The organism is Singulisphaera rosea (assembly GCF_054877945.1).
In genome coordinates, this window is sequence record NZ_JBTYIP020000012.1 from 178,546 (window position 1) to 197,484 (window position 18,939).

Sequence of the window (18,939 nt, forward strand, 5' to 3'; positions counted from 1 at the left end):
TCAGCGGAGTTCCCGGGACGTCTCGAAGCCCTGCCAGAGGACGAAGGCGCCCCCGAGGATGAACAGGATGTCGAGGACCAGGTTACCGCCGAGGACCTTCACGGTCGCGTCGAGGAGGAAGATCAGGCAGACAATCCCCGCGATCGCCATGGCCGTGTAACACAGGACCTTCTGAGTCTCCATCATCGCGCTCCGGGAGTCGGGGAAATCGTCCTCGATGCTCCAATCTACCACAAACTCCCCCCCGGAGTCGGCGCCCCTTTCGTTCAGCCTGCCGACGGATTCTGAACCGGGATCGTCCGAGGCTTCGCGGCCTCGAGCTTCGGCAGGCGGACGGTGAGCACCCCATTCTTGGACTCGGCCTGGGCCGCGTCGAAGTCGACGTCGTCTGAGAGGTGGATCTGCCGGTGGAAGGCACCGAACCTCCGTTCGCGGATCGGCCCATCGCCGCCGGTCGGATCATCGGAAGCCTTGACGCCGCGGAGCGTGAGGATTTTTCCCGTCAAGGAGAGGTCGATCGAAGAGGGCTCGACACCGGGAAGCTCCGCAAGCATGACGATCTGCTCGGGCGTGTCGAACAGGTCGATCGCGGGGCTCCACGCGCTCGGCTCGATGTCGACGGGAGATGTCGGGCCCGCCCCGATCCTCGAGGGGTTCCAGTATTCCTCGAAGATCCGATTCAACTCGTTCTGGATGACGTGCAAGGGTGCGGAGATCTCGCGTCGCCAGGGGGTCGGTCGGGGCATGGAAACTCTCCATAATGCCAGGGCTAGAGGGGCGTCGAGCAATCCTGGGCGTTGGGCCCGCTCCGTCTCCGGTTCGAGGTGACTCGGGCGGACGGATTGCGCGTGGATCGTCCGAGAGTACTTCGGGGATCTCACGACTTGATTTCGATGCGACGGGTCTTGGCCCGCTCGGCCTTCGGAAGCGTCAGCCTGAGGACGCCGTTCTTGAGCTCGGCCGTGATCCGGCTCCGCTCAACCTCGTCGCTGAGGATGAAAGACCGGGAAAAGTCGCCGATCTGAAACTCTTCGTGCAGCGTCCGGGTTCCTTCGGGAACCGGCGAAATCACGCGGGCGTGGAGGCTCAGGACGTTATCTTCCAACTGGACCTTGAGCCCCTCCTCGGTCGCTCCCGGCAGGTCGGCTTCGAGGATCAAGCCCTCGGGCCCTTCGTGGATGTCGATGAGGGGGGTCATGAAGACGGTGGGTTGACCTTGGGGCCGGCCTCCCGACGCGGTCGACGGATCTCCACCTTCCGACGAGGGCCGGTCCACCGCCACCTGGATCAAACGGTTCTCGAGGCTCATCGTCAACGCTCCTTCCAACTCGCCCGGGTCGCTCGTTCGACGATCAACCCGCCGCGGACACCGAGATATGTCGAGGCTTGGCCCCTTCAGCCTTGGGCAGGCTGACCGTCAAAATCCCCTGGGCGAACGACGCCGTGACCGCCGAGCCGTCGACCCGGTCGGGGAGAGAGATCGTCCGCGTCCATCGGCCGAAGTGGCATTCTTGACGGCGATAGCTCTCGTCGGTCACTCCCTCGGGCCGCTTCCGCTCCCCCTTCATGGTCAGCGTTTCACCCGTGATCGACAGGTCGAGGTTTTCCGGGTCCATCCCCGGTAGTTGGGCCGAAAGGACGTAACGATCACCGCCGTCATAGACGTTGATGGCGGGGAACTGCCGGGCGACCCGCCATGGCTGAAACGGCTCGAGGGTTTCAAAAAGTCGGCCCACCTCCCGCTGGAGCTCGCGGAAGGGGTCCCAACGACGCTGCCAGTTCATTCCGCTCATCGGCCCCTCTCCTCCGAAGGGTTGATATGGCTAAAACAGACGATGTAAACACGCACGAATCGTGCCGCCGATCAAATTTCAACGGTGCCATTTCGGCCGACGTGACGCAACATAAGTCTATTTAAGGGATTTAAGACAACCAAGATTTGGCGAAAGAATTCAAACACGGGGATGTGCTTGATCTTTTCCTGCCAAATTGGCGGTCCAGACAAACGGTCTGATACTTGGGAGGCAGTCTGCCGGAATGGCAGACCGAAGAGGTGGGTTACCAGTGAAGGATTAGATTCTCGAAGCTGGCAGTCCAATTGAGGGGAGACTCGACGGACAACCAAAACGTCGTGCGGTCCTTCGGATCGGCGGGTACAGGATGTCCGTCGATCCACAGGGTGAGCTTGGCGTCGACCTTTCGGATTCGAATATGATGCCAGGCGGCGAACGGGTGGCCGGAGGCGGGGTGGTGGGATGGGAGCGAAAGTTTGATGCCCACGAGTCGAGTCTGACGGAGCGACTCGCTATGACCCCATACGTCGAGATCCAGCAGGAACTGCGGCGGTAACTGAAACGGGAACTCGAACAATTCGCCCTTGTGGCCCGGCTGCGCCTTGGTTGGGCTCACCGTGAGCTTCGAGAGATAGAACGTCTTGCCCGAAGTCGGGGGCATCGGGCCAACGTTTCGCGGGACGGGCTCTTCCCGAGACCCGAGCACGGTGATCGACGACAATCCCAAGGACCCGAACAGGATCAAGGTGATGAGCGTGAGTCCCCACCATCGCGGAGGATGGGTCTCGATGGGGAACGGGCAACGGACCAACATGAGGACGCGCTGAAACAGCGCGGAGCTGGGCACGGGTCCGCCGGCGGTCGAAACGCTCACGGCTTCGTTGGAGACGCGAGGTCGGACCGAAGGTGCGGCCATGTTCAGCAGTGACGCCGCATAGGCGCGAGGCTGGCCGAATCCCGAGGACGCTTCGTGATCCGCCAGGAATTCCTGATCGAGCCGCATCTGCGCCCGGATCCACCACATCGGCGGCAGGATGAACCAAAAGCAGTGGGCGAGACCGCTCGCCAGGCTGAACCACGGGTCCCGACGGTCTGAGTGGGCTAGTTCATGAAGCAGAGTGAGCCGGAGCGACTGCTCGGCTCCGGGAGCATCGAGCGAGACCGGGATCAGGATCGTCTGTCGAAACAAACCGAGGAGCACGGGCCGGCGGAGCCGGTTGGCGACGCGGAGGCTCGGCCTGGCGCGATGACCAAAGGAGGGGAGGGTCCGATAGATGTCGAGAGACCCTGGCGAGGCCTCCCACGACTTGCGCCTCAGCCAACCGACCCCCCAATAACCAAAGAGGAGCCAGGCCAGCGCGAGCGAAACCGTTACCAAATACCCGGCAATGGCCACACGCGCATGCGAGGCATATCTCCCGAAAACCCGATCCATGTCCGTTGACGGGGATGCGAAGGTTGGGAGAAGCGAGTCACTCGAACGACCAGCGTCGTGGCCAGTGACTGAGGGATTATGCCAGAGCGGATGTGACGCCAGACTCGTCCGCTCGAGGATGCTTACCAACCGGATCCGAGGGCGAGGAATCAATGCCGCCATCGGCAAGACGAGGAGGACGCAGAGGATCGAGGCGCGTGCGAGCACGATCCGCCGAGCGGGTTGGCGGCATCCAAGCATCGCGAGCGAAACGAGGCTCAGCAGAAGGGTTGCAGACAGAGTGACTTCGAGAAAGACCCCGCCGAGATGATCGACCCAAACGCCCATGGCGGGGCCTTTCGAGCAGCAGAAGAACAAGAGTGGCAAACGTTGCCCAGGGCGGCCGGGCGCGAGGCGAACGGCATTCTGCGAGCGGATCGTCGGCGGTCCGCGGTCCGCAGCCTTCGCAACAAGCTTGGGACGAGCGCGGGGCTGGGCCGCACCCTCGACGTCCTCGTGGGGGACGCTCGTCCCTCCCGGCCGTTACATCTCATCATACGCGACAGGCTCAGTCGAGTCTTCCCGAGTTGCGGATTGTCGCTCGGCTTCGTCGATCATCGCGCGGAGCCGGTCGAATTCTTCCGAGGTCGGCGACTTCGAGTCGAGCAACGCGACCATCACCCGGTCGAGCGCCCCGTCGAAGACGCGATCGACGAACCGCTTGGTCAGCTCCCGGATCGTCCGGTCCGAAGACTTCTTCGGGATGTAGATGAAGGTGCGTCCTTCCACCACGTGACGGACCAGCCCCTTCTTGTCTTCCATGATGTTCAAGAGGGTCTGCACGGTGCTATAGGCAACCGGCCCGGCCGTCTTGTTCAGGTCGTCCTGAACCTCCCGGACGCTGGCCTTGCCATGGACCCACAGGATCTTCAGGATCTCCAACTCGCGATCAGTGACCATCTGGACCTTGCGCACGGCGGTATCCCCCTAATAAGACGAGCATGATCATTTACGTAACGTAACCCGTGGATTGGTCCTAAGCAACCCTAAGCTACTCGGAATTCAGACTTCGAGTCAGGTTTCCTCGACAGCATCCCACGCATCGATGGAGGGGTTGCCGCATGGGCTACTTTTTTACTTAGGCAGAAATGGATCTCGCTTTTGATCAGGCCGACCCGTGTCGGACGGCCGCCAGGCGTTTCGCGAGGAGATCGGGGAAGGCCTTGTACCATCGAGCATTGAGAGGTGAGGGGTGGGGTAGGGGCATGAGTGTTAAGGGTTTATGAATATTCAGCCCGTGGACGCTCCCCGAGAGGATCACCGGGAACTCGGCCTCATAACGATCCTCGCGCTCCCAGAACGCATCGAATGCGTCGACCTCCGCATAAGACTCAAACCATTTAAAGGCTTCCGTTCCCAAGGTCACGAGCCGGTTCCCTTTCCAGTGGATCCCGAGGAGTTCGAGGACGTACGGACGGAAACGTTCCTTCACGGCGACACTGTAGGCCTTGTTGCCCGGCGGCTTGTACGGGACGGTGTTCGTCAACAGGACATGTTCGAGGACCGACTCGAGCCGCCGATCGGTCTTGGGGGGGGGATTTCCTGTCCAGGCTTCGAAGACCCCAGCCCTGACGAGTCGCCCACCGGCGCCGATGAGTGGCTGGCCTTCGGCCACTTCGTCTTTGCCGAGATCCCTGCCGAAGATGCAAACGTCGGCGTCGAGCGAACCGGCGAAAAGGACAGGGAGACTCGGGTCCTTGCCCGTCTTCTCATAGACGGGAGTGTCGACCGGGAATTCCTCGCGATTCGCCTCGCGGTGGACGTCGTCGATCAGTAGTTCGATCGTACGCATGGTGCAGATTCTCGGGAGAGCGGCCAACGGGACAGTCCGAACAGGCCAGGCCTTCGACAGAAGGCCGCGGCCCTGACATCACCCCAGGTCTCGTAATCATCCGTGCCGGCACGAACGCGGGCCGTCGGCGACGTGTCAGGGTGTCGCCGGGGCGATCGGTTCTGCTAGAATCATACCCGTGTTGGGTCACGATTGGTCCCCGGGAGACTCCCGGCGGCGAAGTGGGTGGGACATGACGCGGATAGCGATCTACGACACGACGTTGCGCGACGGGAGCCAGGGAGAAGGGATCAACTTCTCCCTCCAGGACAAGCTGCTGATCACGGCGCGACTCGATGCCCTCGGCATCGACTACGTCGAAGGCGGCTATCCCCTCTCCAACCCCAAAGACGCTGCCTACTTCCGAGCCATCCGCGACCTCGACCTGTCGCACACGCGCGTCTCCGCTTTCGGCATGACCCGACGCAAGGGCATCTCCGCCGAAGACGACATCGGCATGAAGGCCCTGGTGGCCGCCGAGACCCCGGCGGTCACGATCGTGGGCAAGAGCTGGGACTTCCAGGTCACCGAAATCCTGGGCGTCTCGCTCGAAGAAAACCTGAAAATGATCGCCGATTCGGTCGCATTCTGCGCGGCGAATGTAGCCGAGGTGGTCTACGACGCCGAGCACTTCTTCGACGGCTTCAAGCGCAACCCGGAGTATGCCCTGGAGGCGATCCAGGCCGCCGCGACGGCGGGCGCGGCGTGGGTCGTGCTCTGCGACACGAACGGCGGGACTTTGCCGGACGAAGTCGCGGAGGCGGTCGCCGAGGTCACCAGGAACATCCGGGTGCCGATCGGAATCCACACGCACAATGACTGCGAACTCGCAGTGGCGAACACGCTGGCCGCGGTCGCCCGAGGGGCAACGCAGGTCCAGGGTACGATCAACGGGATCGGGGAACGGTGCGGGAATGTCGACCTCTGCAGCGTGATCGCCAACCTGGCCCTGAAGCGGCCGGGTTATGAGGTACTGACGACCGAGAAGCTCGCGCACCTGACCGAGATCTCGCGCTACGTGTACGAAACGGCCAACATGAACTTCCGCCCGGGGCAGCCCTTCGTCGGGGCCAGCGCCTTCGCCCACAAGGGGGGGATGCACGTCCACGGGATCCGAAAGAACGCCTCGAGCTATGAACACATCGACCCGGCCCTCGTCGGCAACGAGCGTCGGGTCCTCGTGAGCGAGTTGTCAGGTAAGTCGAACATCGCCGAGAAGCTCGCCGAGTATGGGCTCGAGCAGAACTCGGCGCTCCTGACGAAGGTGCTCGACCGAGTCCAGGATCTCGAGAACGAAGGTTACCAGTTCGAGGCGGCCGAGGCGTCGTTCGTCCTCCTGGTCGAGCGGCTCGCCGGCCGCAAAGGGTCGTGGTTCGAGCGGGTCGGCTACCACGTCGGAGTCGCGGGACGAATCGACGGGACCCCCGTGACCGAGGCCACGGTCAAACTCCGAGTCGGCGACGACCTCGAGCATACCGTGAGCGAAGGGGACGGCCCCGTGAACGCGCTCGACGGAGCCCTTCGCAAGGCCCTCGAAGCCCACTACCCGGGCCTCAAGCAAATGCGCCTGGTCGACTATAAGGTCCGCGTCATCAACGGTCGGGAAGGTACCGCCGCCCGAGTCCGCGTCGTCATCGAGAGCCAGGACGAAGACTCGCTCTGGGGCACCGTCGGCGTCTCCGAGAACGTGATCGAGGCGAGTTGGCTCGCACTCATCGACTCGTTCGAGCACAAGCTGGCGAAAGACGCCGGGCGAACACGGGCCGAGGCAAGCTTGGCCCATACCTGATCGATCGGACGCGAACGGCCCGCACAAACGAACTCGACTTCCCCAACGGATCCGGTATGAGCATCGCTGACCTCCCCAAGCAGTACGACCCGCACGACGCCCAGCGCCGCTGGTACGAATTCTGGCTCGAAAAGGGCTATTTCCACGCCGACCCGGCGAGCCCGAAACCGCCCTATACGATCGTCATCCCGCCCCCGAATGTTACGGGGGCCCTCCACCTCGGCCACGCGCTCAATAACACCATCCAGGACATCCTCACGCGTTGGAAGAGGATGCAGGGGTTCGATGCCCTCTGGATGCCCGGCACCGACCACGCCGGGATCGCGACCCAGGCCGTTGTGGAGCGTCGCCTCCTCGAGTCCGAGAAGAAGACCCGGCACGATCTCGGTCGCGAGGCGCTCGTGGACCGGATCTGGGAGTGGAAGGACGAATACGAGAAACGAATTCTCGGCCAATTGCGGCTGATGGGGTGCTCTTGCGACTGGGAGCGCACCCGATTCACGCTCGACCCGATCTGTGCCAGGGCCGTTCGCGCCACGTTCTTCCGACTCTTCCAGGCCGACAAGATTTATCGCGGCAAGCGACTGGTGAACTGGGATACGTTCCTGCGAACCGCCGTCGCCGACGATGAGATCGAGTACGAAGACGTCCAGGGGCATCTCTGGACGATCCGCTACCCCGTCTCCGACGGCTCCGGCGAGGCCCTCGTCGTGGCGACGACGCGGCCCGAGACGATGCTCGGCGACACGGCCGTCGCCGTCCATCCCGAGGACCCTCGTTATCAACACCTGATCGGCAAGACCTTGACCTTGCCCCTCGTCGGCCGAGAGATCCCGATCATCGCCGACCCGATCCTGGTCGACCCGAAGTTCGGCACCGGCTGCGTGAAGGTAACGCCGGCGCACGACCCGAACGACTACCTGACCGGCCAGCGCCATCGCTTGCCGATGATCAACCTCCTGAATCCGGACGGCACCTACAACGAGAACGCCGGCCCCTACGCGGGTCTCCCGGGAAAGGCGGTGCGCAAACGCGTGGTCGCCGACCTGGAAGCCCAGGGGGCGCTCGTGAAGGTGGAACCTTACGCGAACCGAGTCGGGATCTCGGACCGGAGCAAGACTCCGATCGAGCCCTACCTCTCGGACCAGTGGTTCGTCCGCATGGACGACCTCGCCCAGTCGGCGATGGACGCGGTGACCTCCGGTCGGGTGAAGATCCATCCCGAGCGCTATGCGAAGAGTTATCTCGACTGGCTGGGCGAGAAGCGCGATTGGTGCATCAGCCGACAGCTCTGGTGGGGACACCGGATCCCGATCTGGTACTGCGAAGGGCCGACCGAGGAGGACCTCCGCAACGCCTTCGGCGACCGTGCCGACGTGAGTTGGCGCGCGGCCGAGTCCGGGGGCTGGCTGATCTGCTCCGAGACCGACCTCTCCCCCGACGCCCTCGGCCCCGGAGTCGAGCTCACTCAAGATCCCGACGTCCTCGATACGTGGTTCAGCTCGGCGCTCTGGCCGCACTCGACCCTCGGCTGGCCCGAGGAGACCGCCGAGCTCGCCAAGTACTACCCGACGAGCGTCCTCTCGACCGCCCGAGACATCATCACCCTCTGGGTCGCCCGGATGGTGATCTTCGGCCTCTTCAATCGCGACGAGGTCCCGTTCCGCGACGTCTTCATCCATCCCGTGATCCAGGACGGACAGGGGAGGCGGATGTCGAAGAGCCTGGGCAATGGGATCGACCCGGTCGACATCATCGACCTCTATGGCGCAGACGCCTTGCGATACACCCTGGCGTCCTCGGCGACCGAGACCCAGGATCTTCGGATGCCCGTCGAGAAGGCGACCCTGCCCGACGGCCGCGAGGTCAACACCTCCGAACGCTTCGAACAGGGCCGGACGTTCCCGAACAAGCTCTGGAATGCCGCGCGGCTGGTCCTGATGAACCTCGAAGGGTACGAGCCGGCGCCCGTCGACTTCGCAGGGCTTCCCGTCGAAGATCGTTGGATCCTGGGCTCGCTCGCGGAGACGGCCCGGGCCACGACCGAGCATCTCGAGCGTTTCCATTTCTCCGAGGCAACCCGAGGACTTCGCGACTTCACGTGGGACGAGTTCTGCGACTGGTATCTCGAGTTCGTCAAGGCGCGGCTTCGAGATCCCGACGCAAGGCCGGTCGCCCAGCGGGTCCTGGCGACGCTGCTCGACGGCCTTTGCCGCCTCCTGCACCCGATCATGCCGTTCGTGACCGAACAGGTGTGGCAGGCCCTTGGCCAGGTCGCACCCCGTCGGGGATTGCCCGAGCCCTCGGACGCGGCGGAGAGCGTCTGCATCGCCCCTTGGCCGACCTTCCCGGAGGCCTGGGCCGACGCCGAGGCCTCACGAGTCGTGTCGTCCTGGCAGGACGTGATCAAGGCGATCCGCAACCTCAAGGCCGAGCACAACGTGCCCCGAGACGCGAAGATCACGCCGATCATCGAAGCGACCGGCGATGTCGCCGAGGCGATCCGACGTGGCGAAACCTTCGTGAGGAGCCTGACGAACGCGGCGAGTGTCTCGGTGGTCGAGTCCGCCGAACCGCCGCCCGGGAGTGCGGTGGCAGTCCGCCCCGAAGGACGCGTGATCGTCCCGCTCGAGGATGTGATCGACCGAGAGGCGGAGACCGCTCGCCTGCGAAAAGACCTCGCCGACATCGATAAACAGCTCGACGCCACGCGCAGCAAACTCCGGAATGAGTCATTCGTGAGTCGCGCGCCGGCGGCGGTGGTCGATCAGCAACGGGCGAAAGAGGCCGAGCTCGACGCTCGCCGCGCGGAGGTCACGGCCCTGCTGGAGTCGCTCCGGAAGGCGACCTGATCCGGGCGCCGCGTTGACGGGTCGCGGCACGGGCCTTATCATCGATTTCCAGGGAAATTGCTATCGGCGATTGATCCGCATGCCCGCCGCCGTGCGACGTCATTCACGAAAGACCGAGCCTCTCGGCGCCAGGGGGAGATTAACGACGTGCCCGTGCAGATGGAACTTACGCGGATCATCATCAACGAGAACAACGAACAGCAGATCATCTTTCTCAAGGAAGTCGATGGCGAGAGGATGTTCCCGATCGTGATCGGGATCTTCGAGGCGACGAGCATCGACCGACGAGTCAGGGGACTCCCGGCGCCCCGGCCCCTGACTCACGACCTGCTCGCCAACACCATCGAGCTCCTCGGCGGTGAGTTGCAAGACATCTTCATCAGCGAGCTTCGTGATCACACCTATTATGCGAAACTCCGGATCCGACACAGCGGCGAGCTCACCGAGGTCGACTCGAGGCCGAGCGACGCGATCGCCGTCGCCGTGACGGTCGACGTCCCGATCTTCGTCGCCGAGGATATCATCGACGAGGTCGGTCAGTAGCCGCCGGACTGCCGGATTTCGCAAAAAGTCTTCGGGAGGGGTGCCAGAGTGGCCGATTGGGACGGTCTTGAAAACCGTAGATGGTGCAAGCCATCCGTGGGTTCGAATCCCACCCCCTCCGCTTCAACTCCGACGAATTCCACCAGATCGCTTCGATCGAACCCACCGAACGAACTTGAGGGGCAATCATGCCTCCCGAGTACACCCGGCCCTCGGCCGTCCTTCCCAGATTCGTGTCGACGAATTGACGAGGCCCAGGGCAGAAGGTATCGAACCACGTACCGCGACCGCATCATACGCGTCGGCCCGATGACGAGCAACGACGAAGACCGTCGCAAATAAACATGTCCGCACAATTCAGCGGGAAGCCCTGACGGGTGGGCATACCTCAGGCCTTGCGAGTCCCTGGCCGGGATTCAAGGCGTGTTCGAAGCCCAGGGCATCGGGGACGCTCGAGAGAGGAAGTGGGACTCTCCGCGAACCTGCGAGGCCGCCCGATGACGAAATCGATGCGGAAGAGGGATCGCTGACGAGACCGCCTCCTCAGAATATGGCCTTTCGCTGATGCTCCTCGAGGCGTGCAATAAAGCCGTCGAGGAACCGTCTCTTGGCCTTCTTGAAAAGACGGATACTCCACCGAGCCCGCGATTCTCTGGCACGGGAGAGGGAGGCTTCCACCTTCCCGGGTGCGCGGGCAAGCAGGATCTCGGCCTCGCGCGCCCCCTTCTTGTAGTCCACCATCGGAATCCTCCCGTTCACCTTCGAAATTTCAAACTTTGATAAGAGGATGCGGGCCCTCGGAAGATCCGAGAATCTAAGTGCGGGGGATTCCTCGCATTCGAGGTCCACTCAGCGACCGAAATCGATCACCTTTCCTCCGATCGCCAGGAGGAAGATTTCGTAGTCGACGGGTTTGCGGAAAAAGAGATCGGGGGCGAGGCGGACAACCGCATCGATCCGAGCCGGTTCGATAGCCCCGGAAACGACGGCGACCTTCGTCGCGAGCCCCCGAATGCGGACCTCGTTGAGGATCTGCTCACCATCGCCATCGGGGAGGACGAGGTCGAGGATCAGCCAATCCGGCGCCAGATCGAGGGCCTCGATGGCTTCCGAGCAGGTCCCTACAGCGATCCCTCCCCATCCGGCACGGCTGAGCTTCGCCCTGAGGAGTTCGCGAGTCGCCTCGTCATCCTCCACGATCAAAGCGATGCCGGGTGACGATCGCCCGGCATCGCGACCACCGGGCACTCTCTCGCCAGGATTCAGATCGTGCGAACCCATGAGATTGATCCATCGAGTGCGATTCCCAGCCAGAAATCGACTCAAACGGGGAGGGAACGGCGACCGGACGGCATTCATCGCCGAACGTGGAGCCGAATTCTTGGGGCGGTGAGGACGAGACGAATCCCGTCCTTGGTTGCGATCGACTTCAAAGTCGTCCACAACAGTTGGGTGCTATTCACGGCTTCATCGGCATCGATGAAACTCGCGTTCGATAAGTCTACCGGACTATTGCATTACTGTCAAACCACGTCAGCACCCAACTTCCTCCACAAATAATCAGAATTATCATTTATGCAAAATATATAAAATTTTTATTAATTATCAGCGCAATCTGGTCTCAATCGTGGCTTCCGATGGGACGCAACGAGTTGACGTCGATCCGACCGATCGCCAAGAAATCAAGAATCGGCGCGTTTGATCCGGGCCAGGGGGGGCTCCGAATGGACGCTGGCTACGGGGAAGAACCAGTAAGAACCCGGTCGAACCGGAGGGGTATTCGAGGGAGGACGGTGGGAACGAGAAGGATCGAGATCAAAGGAAGGGAGATGGCAGATCGGAGTTCGCCACGCAAGGATAGCGACCACCGCTGCAAAAGGAAGCCAGCCGTCGCTGCGACGGCTGGCCTCCGTGATGGAAGTCGACCCGAAATGTGAAGTAGGGAACCGCTCCGAACGTCAGACTTCGCTGGGAACGGCCACTTCGTGCTTGAGCGAGCCGTTGGCGTAGCTGCCACCGAGGAGGTCGGCACCGAGGGCCGTTTCTCCGTGCTGGCTGAGGTCGAGGCCGGACTCTTCCTGTTCGGGGGTGACGCGGAGGGGGATGATCAGGTCGGTGATCTTGTAGAGGATCAGCGAGCCGAAGAAGCTGTATGCGGCGACGATCACCAGCGCGATGAGGTGGTACATGAAGGTCTCGGTCTTGCCCGAGGTCAGGCCCACGTCTTTCGCGAAGATGCCGGTCGCGATCATGCCGACCATCCCGCCGACGCCGTGGCAGGGGAAGACGTCGAGCGTGTCGTCCAGGGTGGACTTGGTCTTCATGTGGACGGCCAGGTTGCTGATCACGCTGGCCACGAGGCCGATGATCACGCTCTCGCGGACGGTGACGAAGCCCGCGGCCGGGGTGATGGCGACCAGGCCGACGACGGCCCCGATGCAACCGCCGAGCGCCGAGGGCTTGTTGCCACGCATCCAGTCGAAGAACATCCAGCCGAGCATCGCCGACGCCGACGCCGTGTTGGTCGTGGCGAACGCGAGGGCCGCGGTGCCGTTGGCGGCCAGGGCCGAGCCGGCGTTGAAGCCGAACCACCCGAACCACAGCATGCCCGTGCCGAGGATCACGAACGGGACGTTCGCGGGGACGTGCGACTCGTTGGCCAGGTGGATCTTCCGGCGACCCAGGACCATCGCCCCGGCCAGTGCCGCGAAGCCCGCGGACATGTGGACTACGGTGCCGCCCGCGAAGTCCTTGACGCCCCACTTGTTCAGGAAGCCGCCCGGGTGCCAGGTCCAGTGGGCGAGCGGGCAATAGATGACCAGGCAGAACAGGACCATGAACAGGAGGTACGACGAGAACCGAACGCGCTCGGCGAACGACCCAGTGATCAACGCCGGCGTGATGATGGCGAACTTCAACTGGAACATCGCGAAGACCATCACCGGGATTGTCGGCGAGATCTTCCACGTGGCCTCGCCCACGTTGTCGAGCATCAGGAAGGTCAACGGGTTGCCGATGACGCTGCCGATGCTGTCGCCGAACGCAAGGCTGAAGCCGACGAGCACCCAAACCAGGCTGATGACGCCCAGGGCGACCACGCTCTGCAGCATCGTCGAGACGACGTTCTTGAACCCGACCATCCCGCCATAGAAGAACGAAAGGCCCGGGGTCATGAGGAGCACCAACGCAGCGGCGGTCAGCATCCATGCCACGTCGCCGGAGTTGACCGTCGCGTCACCCACGGGGACTTCCGACTTCGAGGCGGGGACAAGCAAGGCAGCAACGGCGAAGACGAGGAGCAAAATGAACGGGAGAGGCGTTGCACGCTTCATGAGCACTCCTGCAAAAAGAAAAGACATCCACGGCTAACTGGCTCGCCCATGCGAGTCGATAAACGGGGTGTTGAAGGCGAGACGCCTTACACTCTAAACTGTGATTTCACCTGGCTTTGAGTGTCAGTGTGGGGGGAATCTCGGGCCCACCGTCATGGTGAGCGAGCCGCGACTTACCCCCAATTGCACGAATTGTGCCTCAACGCTGAATTTCCCATCCTCGGCCTCGGAAGTTGGCAGGTCAGACGAACGCGTGGGCGGTCTTGCCAACAGTGTTGTCTTGCATCGATCGAGCGCGTGCTGCCAAGACCTGACCGCATTGCCGAGATGGGCGAACCTGGCGAAATGAACAAACGTGCGATTCAGAAGTAGGGGCTTGAGGTTGGTCGCGAGGCAGAGATAATGCATCCAAGCAATGATTAGATCCGGCGACCATTCGTAAACCGAGACACCATGTGTTGACTCGGGTCTGGGAGTTCTGCGGGCGTGTGGATAGGCGAGGGTTTGCCATGAGGATACCGGCAGCCGTCGTTTGAGGTGGTTGCAATAAACCGGGACGGTGGCGGAATAACGCTGTTCCGGCCGGAGAAGTCCGGTTTAATAAGAATCAGTCGTGGGACGTCCTCGAGCACGCCGGATGCGAGACGGCTCCGTCGTGGGCGTGAAGGCTTCGAGAACGACCGAGGATTCGTATGTCGGGTGAACACAGTCACGATGACTTGACCTCCGGGCCCGCGACAAACGGGGCCGATGGCCCCTCACGCACCCCCGAGATCCATCGTCAGGCCGGGGTCTTGCGGCTCTTCGGCTTCGACCGCGACCTGAACTGCGTCCGCGTCGTTGAGATTCCCAGGGGAGAAGAGCAGGGGCGGTCAGGCTCCGGTTTGATTGGTCGTCCGGTTGGCGAAGTCGTCCCCCTACTCGCGGAGGCACTCTTACCGCTGTTCCGCCAGGTCTTCGACGAGGGGGAGCCGATCCTCGGGATGGAGGTAACTCGCGAAGGCTCCGTACACGGCTCGCAGCGAAACTGGAGGGTTGGACTCCACCCGATCGCCATCGACGGCGACGTCGTCAAGGAGGTACACCTGGTCGTCGAGGAGACGACCGAGGGTCGGCGGATCGAGGAAGATCTGCGTCAGGCCCGCGACGCCGCCGAAGCCGCGAACCGGACCAAGAGCGCGTTCCTCGCCAACATGAGCCACGAACTCCGCACACCGATGAACGGCGTGCTGGGAATGGCCGAGATCCTTCTCGGGACCGACCTTTCCGACTCTCAGCGCCAGTTCGTCCAGATCATCCGCAGTTCGGGGGAGGACCTCCTCGCGGTCCTGGAAGACATCCTCGACTTCTCGAAGGTCGAGGCCGGTAAGTACTCGTTGGCCTACGAAGAATTCGGGATCCGGGAGCGGCTCGGTCAGGCGCTCCGAGCCCTCGCCGTCCGTGCCCATTCCCGGGGTTTGGAGCTTGCCTACGAGGTCGCCCCCGAAGTCCCGCACCATGTCGTCGGAGATTGGCAGCGGATCCGCCAGGTCCTGGAGAACCTGGTCTCGAACGCGATCAAGTTCACCGAGTCGGGCGAAGTCCACATCCGGGTCTCCGCCGAACCCTCGGAAGAGGCCACGGTCGAGCTGCGATTCGAGGTCCGCGACACCGGCCCCGGCATCCCGGCCGAGTATCAGGCCTCCGTCTTCGAGCCCTTCGTGCAGGTCGACGCCACGAGGGCGCGACGCTACGGGGGCACGGGGCTCGGGCTCGCCATCTGCGATCGCCTCGTCCACCTGATGGACGGGACGATCGGTGTCGACAGCGTCCCCGGTCAAGGGAGCGTCTTCTCCTTCACGGCGAGAGTCGGCCTCGGTCGTGCCCAGTCCCTCCCGGACGAAGCGGAGGGGGCCTCTTTGGTGGGGATCTCCGTGCTCGTGGTCGACGACAACGCCACGAATCTGCGGATCCTTCAAGAGTCGTTGCTACGTTGGGGCATGCGCCCTGCGGTCGCGCCTGGCGCCTCGGAGGCCCTGGCTTTGATCCGAGAACGAGCGAAGGCCGGCGAGTCGTTCCCCATCGCCCTGATCGACCTCCAGATGCCGGGGACCGACGGCTTCGGGCTCGCCCGGCAGATCCGGGAAGACGCCAGCGTCCCCCACCCGCGCTGCATCCTCCTCTCCTCGACCAATCGGCCCGAAGATCTCGAGGATGCGCGCAAGTTCGGCTTCGAAGCGTGCCTCCTGAAGCCGATCGTCTCCTTAGAGCTCAGACGAGTCATAAGACAGGCGATCCCGTCGCTCTCGACGATTCCCGCCCCGCCGTCTCGAGTTGAGAAGGTAACGACTTCGGTCTCGGTGCGACCTCTCCGGATTGTGCTGGCCGAGGATCACCCGATGAACGCCCGGGTCCTGACCTTCATGCTCGAACGGCTCGGACACTCGGTCCGAACCGTCCTCTCCGGGCGCGAGGTCCTTGACCTCACAGAAGCAGAACCCTTCGACATCATCCTCATGGACGTCCAGATGCCCGACATGGACGGCCTGGAGGCCACCGCCGCGATCCGCGCCCGCGAGCGTGACCGCCTCCCCAACGTCGACGTCCCCATCCCCATCATCGCACTCACCGCGCACGCGATGAAGGGGGACCGCGAACGCTTCCTCGCCGCGGGGATGCAAGACTACGTGCGGAAACCCGTCACCGCCGAGGAGCTCGAGCGAGCCTTGAGTCGCGTGACGCAGCAGACCCCGCCCGACCCTCTCCGACCCTGATCCCACCTTCCGCGAGGGGCCTCACGAACGATTTCTCCATCCGAACAATCACGCCACGAGACGACAAGTTCAACGATCACGAGGGCGCGTGCGGCTCGGCATCGGGGGGACGCAACAAGTGTAGCGGCAGGGGCTATCGCGACGGAAGCGAGGTCGATACGATCCCATTGTTCTCGGCACTCGCCGAGGCGGAGTGCGACCATCGCCAAGGGTCCGATGAAATTCGGAGTGGCGTGGCTCGGGCGTCGTGGTCGATCCGACCGAATCGTCGCGAGACGTTTGAGCGAGTCGCCTCGTGGCCGATTCGTCGAACTCGGTCTCGGGCAAACGCGCACGACCTCGCATTCGCCGGTACTTTTTGGCTTGGAGCCCACTGGGACGCGGTTATGAAATTCCGAACTCTGGGACAAACGGGCTTGCAGCTACCTTGGCTCAGTTTCGGGGCATCCTCGCTCGGGCAGGAGTTCCGCCAGGTCGATCTCAACGAGGCGATCCGCTCGGTCCAAGTCGCGCTCGAACTGGGGATGAACTTCATCGATACCTCGCCGTTTTACGGCAAGGGGATGAGCGAGTGCCTCCTGGGCGTCGCCCTCCGAGGGATCCCCAGGGACAGCTACATCCTCGGGACGAAGCTCGGCCGCTACGACCGCGACCATTTCGATTTCGCCGCGAAACGCGTGGTCGAGAGCGTCGACGTCAGCCTCCACCGGATGGGGGTCGACCACCTCGACATCATCCTCTGCCACGACGTCGAGTTCGTGGAGATGTCGCAGATCGTCGACGAAACGCTCCCCGCGCTCCGGAGGCTCCAGGCGCAGGGCAAGGTCCGCTTCGTCGGGATCAGCGGCTATCCAATGAACATCTTCCGATACGTACTCGACCGCACCGATCTCGACGTCATCCTGTCCTACAACCACTACACGCTCCAGAACACGATGCTCGCCGACCTGGTCCCTTATCTCAAGGGTAAGGGCGTGGGCATCATGAACGCGGCCCCCTTCTCGGCCCGGCTCCTGACGAACTCGCCGCTCCCACCTTGGCACAAGGCAACCCCCGAGGTCCGGGAGACCTGCCGGAAAGCCGCCGAGCACTGCGCCTCAAAGGGCGTCGACATCGCGCAGCTCGCCTTGCAGTACTCGCTCGCACATGAAGACATGGCGACCTGCGTCGTCGGTTCCGCGAACCCGGATAACGTCCGCAAGTGGGCGGAGTGGGCAGACGCACCGATCGACCAGACGCTGTTGGAGGAAGTGCTGGCGATCCTACGACCGGTCCACGACTGGTTCTACATCGAGGGGCGGCCGGAGAATAACGACCCGTTGCCCGCGAGTTTCGCGTCCTGAACCGTCCCTCGCGGTCGAGCGGTCCGACAACCACCGAAGGAGACGCCTCTCGTGAAAGCCTTGCTCCTCGAATCGCCCAAAAGCTTCTCGATGGTCGAGATCGACGCGCCCGCTCCCCCGGGCCCCGGCGAGGCCCTCGTTCGCGTCCATCGGATCGGGATCTGCGGGACCGACATCAGCGGCTACCTCGGCAAGATGCCGTTCTTCAGCTATCCGCGAATCCCGGGACACGAGCTCGGCGTCGAGGTCCTGCAGGTCGGCGCGGGGGTGACCAACGTGAAGGCAGGCGACCGCTGTTCGGTCGAGCCTTACATCAACGACCCCAATAGCTACGCGAGCCGCCGAGGGCATCCCAACTGCTGCGAGAAGCTCGAGGTCCTCGGCGTCCACCGCGACGGCGGCATGCGGCCCGAGTTCGTCCTCCCGGCCCGTAAGCTCCACACGTCCACCAAGCTTGCGTTCGACCAACTGGCCCTGGTCGAGACGCTCGCGATCGGCTGCCACGCGGTGAATCGCGGAGCGCCCCGGCCCGACGAGTCCTGCCTCATCATCGGGGCCGGGCCGATCGGCCTGGCGACCCTCGAGTTCGTCAAGTTGAGCGGGGCCAAGACGATCGTTCTCGACGTCAACGAACAACGGCTGGAGTTCTGTCGCCGGGTCATGGGTGTCGAGCACACCGTCAAGCTCTCCGAGGATGTCGACAAAGACCTTCGCAACCTGACCGACGGGCACCTCCCCGACGTGGTGATCGACGCCAGTGGCAGCAGCCTCTCGATGTCGAACGCCTTCGGGATGGTCGCGCCCGGCGGAGGCCGCCTCGTCTACGTCGGCATCACGACGGATGAGGTCCGTTTCCGACACCCGACGTTCCACAAACCCGAAGGGACGCTCCTTTGTTCGCGTAACGCCCTCCCCGAGGACTTCACGAGGATCATTGGGTTGATCGAGGACGGGCGCATCGACACGACCCCGTGGATCACGCACCGGACGACCTTCAACGACCTGCCGTCGGTCTTCCCGTCCTACACGAAGCCCGAGACCGGCGTGATCAAGGCCGTCGTCGAACTCGACTGAGAGCCTGTCCCGAAACCTGCTTTTTTCTTAAAAACAGGTTTCTGTGAGAATCAACGACGACTTTCCAGAAGCGGTTGTCAGCGTCGAGGGGACAGAAACCCGTTTTTTAAGAAAAAAACAGGTTTCGGGATAGATCCCGACAGCCGGCTGAGTTT

At 63.1% G+C, this 18,939-nt stretch carries 16 protein-coding genes and 1 tRNA gene; 7 read left to right on the forward strand and 10 right to left on the reverse strand.

What is annotated here, in order from left to right:
- The 7 genes from ACYOEI_RS20820 to ACYOEI_RS20850 form a co-directional block, all read right to left on the reverse strand.
- Complete coding sequence (locus tag ACYOEI_RS20820) at positions 1–186, reverse strand: hypothetical protein (protein ID WP_462851486.1); 186 nt, start codon at positions 184–186, stop codon at positions 1–3.
- Positions 187–266: 80 nt separating this feature from the next.
- Entirely contained in the window at positions 267–746 is a 480-nt protein-coding gene (locus tag ACYOEI_RS20825) for an Hsp20/alpha crystallin family protein (protein ID WP_462851487.1), read from the reverse strand.
- A gap of 131 nt (positions 747–877) precedes the next feature.
- Positions 878–1,309 (reverse strand): Hsp20/alpha crystallin family protein, encoded by a 432-nt coding sequence (locus ACYOEI_RS20830; protein WP_462851488.1) that lies wholly within the window; start codon positions 1,307–1,309, stop codon positions 878–880.
- A 43-nt stretch (positions 1,310–1,352) separates the two neighbouring features.
- The gene (locus tag ACYOEI_RS20835; protein WP_462851489.1) at positions 1,353–1,793 is read right to left on the reverse strand and encodes an Hsp20/alpha crystallin family protein; all 441 of its coding nucleotides are present in this window, start codon (positions 1,791–1,793) and stop codon (positions 1,353–1,355) included.
- Between the two features lie 265 nt (positions 1,794–2,058).
- A complete protein-coding gene (locus ACYOEI_RS20840) occupies positions 2,059–3,555 on the reverse strand; it encodes a M56 family metallopeptidase (protein WP_462851490.1) in 1,497 nt (498 codons plus the stop codon).
- A gap of 195 nt (positions 3,556–3,750) precedes the next feature.
- A complete protein-coding gene (locus tag ACYOEI_RS20845) occupies positions 3,751–4,182 on the reverse strand; it encodes a BlaI/MecI/CopY family transcriptional regulator (protein ID WP_462851491.1) in 432 nt (143 codons plus the stop codon).
- A gap of 190 nt (positions 4,183–4,372) precedes the next feature.
- On the reverse strand, positions 4,373–5,059 hold the full coding sequence (locus ACYOEI_RS20850; RefSeq protein ID WP_462851492.1) for a uracil-DNA glycosylase family protein: 687 nt from the start codon (positions 5,057–5,059) through the stop codon (positions 4,373–4,375).
- 232 nt (positions 5,060–5,291) lie between these two features.
- On the opposite strand from ACYOEI_RS20850, the gene cimA reads away from it, so the two are divergent.
- The 4 genes from cimA to ACYOEI_RS20870 all read left to right on the forward strand — a co-directional run bounded on the left by cimA (position 5,292) and on the right by ACYOEI_RS20870 (position 10,403).
- Positions 5,292–6,887 (forward strand): citramalate synthase, encoded by a 1,596-nt coding sequence (gene cimA, locus ACYOEI_RS20855; protein ID WP_462851494.1) that lies wholly within the window; start codon positions 5,292–5,294, stop codon positions 6,885–6,887.
- 56 nt (positions 6,888–6,943) lie between these two features.
- The gene (locus ACYOEI_RS20860; RefSeq protein ID WP_462851495.1) at positions 6,944–9,739 is read left to right on the forward strand and encodes a valine--tRNA ligase; all 2,796 of its coding nucleotides are present in this window, start codon (positions 6,944–6,946) and stop codon (positions 9,737–9,739) included.
- 159 nt (positions 9,740–9,898) lie between these two features.
- Positions 9,899–10,282 (forward strand): bifunctional nuclease family protein, encoded by a 384-nt coding sequence (locus ACYOEI_RS20865; RefSeq protein WP_462851571.1) that lies wholly within the window; start codon positions 9,899–9,901, stop codon positions 10,280–10,282.
- Between the two features lie 34 nt (positions 10,283–10,316).
- Positions 10,317–10,403: transfer RNA gene (locus tag ACYOEI_RS20870), tRNA-Ser, on the forward strand.
- Positions 10,404–10,825: 422 nt separating this feature from the next.
- Here the strand turns inward: ACYOEI_RS20870 and ACYOEI_RS20875 are convergent.
- From ACYOEI_RS20875 to ACYOEI_RS20885, 3 genes are all read right to left on the reverse strand, one after another.
- A complete protein-coding gene (locus ACYOEI_RS20875) occupies positions 10,826–11,023 on the reverse strand; it encodes a hypothetical protein (RefSeq protein ID WP_462851496.1) in 198 nt (65 codons plus the stop codon).
- Between the two features lie 108 nt (positions 11,024–11,131).
- A complete protein-coding gene (locus ACYOEI_RS20880) occupies positions 11,132–11,563 on the reverse strand; it encodes a response regulator (protein WP_462851497.1) in 432 nt (143 codons plus the stop codon).
- A 677-nt stretch (positions 11,564–12,240) separates the two neighbouring features.
- Positions 12,241–13,614 carry an ammonium transporter gene (locus ACYOEI_RS20885; protein ID WP_462851498.1) on the reverse strand — a complete coding sequence of 458 codons (1,374 nt, stop codon included), beginning with the start codon at positions 13,612–13,614 and terminating at the stop codon, positions 12,241–12,243.
- 692 nt (positions 13,615–14,306) lie between these two features.
- On the opposite strand from ACYOEI_RS20885, the gene ACYOEI_RS20890 reads away from it, so the two are divergent.
- From ACYOEI_RS20890 to ACYOEI_RS20900, 3 genes are all read left to right on the forward strand, one after another.
- Entirely contained in the window at positions 14,307–16,367 is a 2,061-nt protein-coding gene (locus ACYOEI_RS20890) for a response regulator (RefSeq protein WP_462851499.1), read from the forward strand.
- Positions 16,368–16,753: 386 nt separating this feature from the next.
- The gene (locus tag ACYOEI_RS20895) at positions 16,754–17,710 is read left to right on the forward strand and encodes an aldo/keto reductase (protein ID WP_462851500.1); all 957 of its coding nucleotides are present in this window, start codon (positions 16,754–16,756) and stop codon (positions 17,708–17,710) included.
- Between the two features lie 51 nt (positions 17,711–17,761).
- The gene (locus tag ACYOEI_RS20900) at positions 17,762–18,784 is read left to right on the forward strand and encodes a zinc-binding alcohol dehydrogenase family protein (protein WP_462851501.1); all 1,023 of its coding nucleotides are present in this window, start codon (positions 17,762–17,764) and stop codon (positions 18,782–18,784) included.
- Positions 18,785–18,939: the final 155 nt, after the last annotated feature.

What these genes read in the sequence shown, in the direction of transcription:
- ACYOEI_RS20880 (WP_462851497.1), bottom strand. Translation starts at nt 11,563, where the DNA reads ATGGGTTCGCACGATCTGAATCCTGGCGAGAGAGTGCCCGGTGGTCGC.
- ACYOEI_RS20850 (WP_462851492.1), bottom strand. Translation starts at nt 5,059, where the DNA reads ATGCGTACGATCGAACTACTGATCGACGACGTCCACCGCGAGGCGAAT.
- ACYOEI_RS20875 (WP_462851496.1), bottom strand. Translation starts at nt 11,023, where the DNA reads ATGGTGGACTACAAGAAGGGGGCGCGCGAGGCCGAGATCCTGCTTGCC.
- ACYOEI_RS20860 (WP_462851495.1), top strand. Translation starts at nt 6,944, where the DNA reads ATGAGCATCGCTGACCTCCCCAAGCAGTACGACCCGCACGACGCCCAG.
- ACYOEI_RS20835 (WP_462851489.1), bottom strand. Translation starts at nt 1,793, where the DNA reads ATGAGCGGAATGAACTGGCAGCGTCGTTGGGACCCCTTCCGCGAGCTC.
- ACYOEI_RS20890 (WP_462851499.1), top strand. Translation starts at nt 14,307, where the DNA reads ATGTCGGGTGAACACAGTCACGATGACTTGACCTCCGGGCCCGCGACA.
- ACYOEI_RS20825 (WP_462851487.1), bottom strand. Translation starts at nt 746, where the DNA reads ATGCCCCGACCGACCCCCTGGCGACGCGAGATCTCCGCACCCTTGCAC.
- cimA (WP_462851494.1), top strand. Translation starts at nt 5,292, where the DNA reads ATGACGCGGATAGCGATCTACGACACGACGTTGCGCGACGGGAGCCAG.
- ACYOEI_RS20840 (WP_462851490.1), bottom strand. Translation starts at nt 3,555, where the DNA reads ATGGGCGTTTGGGTCGATCATCTCGGCGGGGTCTTTCTCGAAGTCACT.
- ACYOEI_RS20895 (WP_462851500.1), top strand. Translation starts at nt 16,754, where the DNA reads ATGAAATTCCGAACTCTGGGACAAACGGGCTTGCAGCTACCTTGGCTC.
- ACYOEI_RS20885 (WP_462851498.1), bottom strand. Translation starts at nt 13,614, where the DNA reads ATGAAGCGTGCAACGCCTCTCCCGTTCATTTTGCTCCTCGTCTTCGCC.
- ACYOEI_RS20820 (WP_462851486.1), bottom strand. Translation starts at nt 186, where the DNA reads ATGATGGAGACTCAGAAGGTCCTGTGTTACACGGCCATGGCGATCGCG.
- ACYOEI_RS20830 (WP_462851488.1), bottom strand. Translation starts at nt 1,309, where the DNA reads ATGAGCCTCGAGAACCGTTTGATCCAGGTGGCGGTGGACCGGCCCTCG.
- ACYOEI_RS20865 (WP_462851571.1), top strand. Translation starts at nt 9,899, where the DNA reads ATGGAACTTACGCGGATCATCATCAACGAGAACAACGAACAGCAGATC.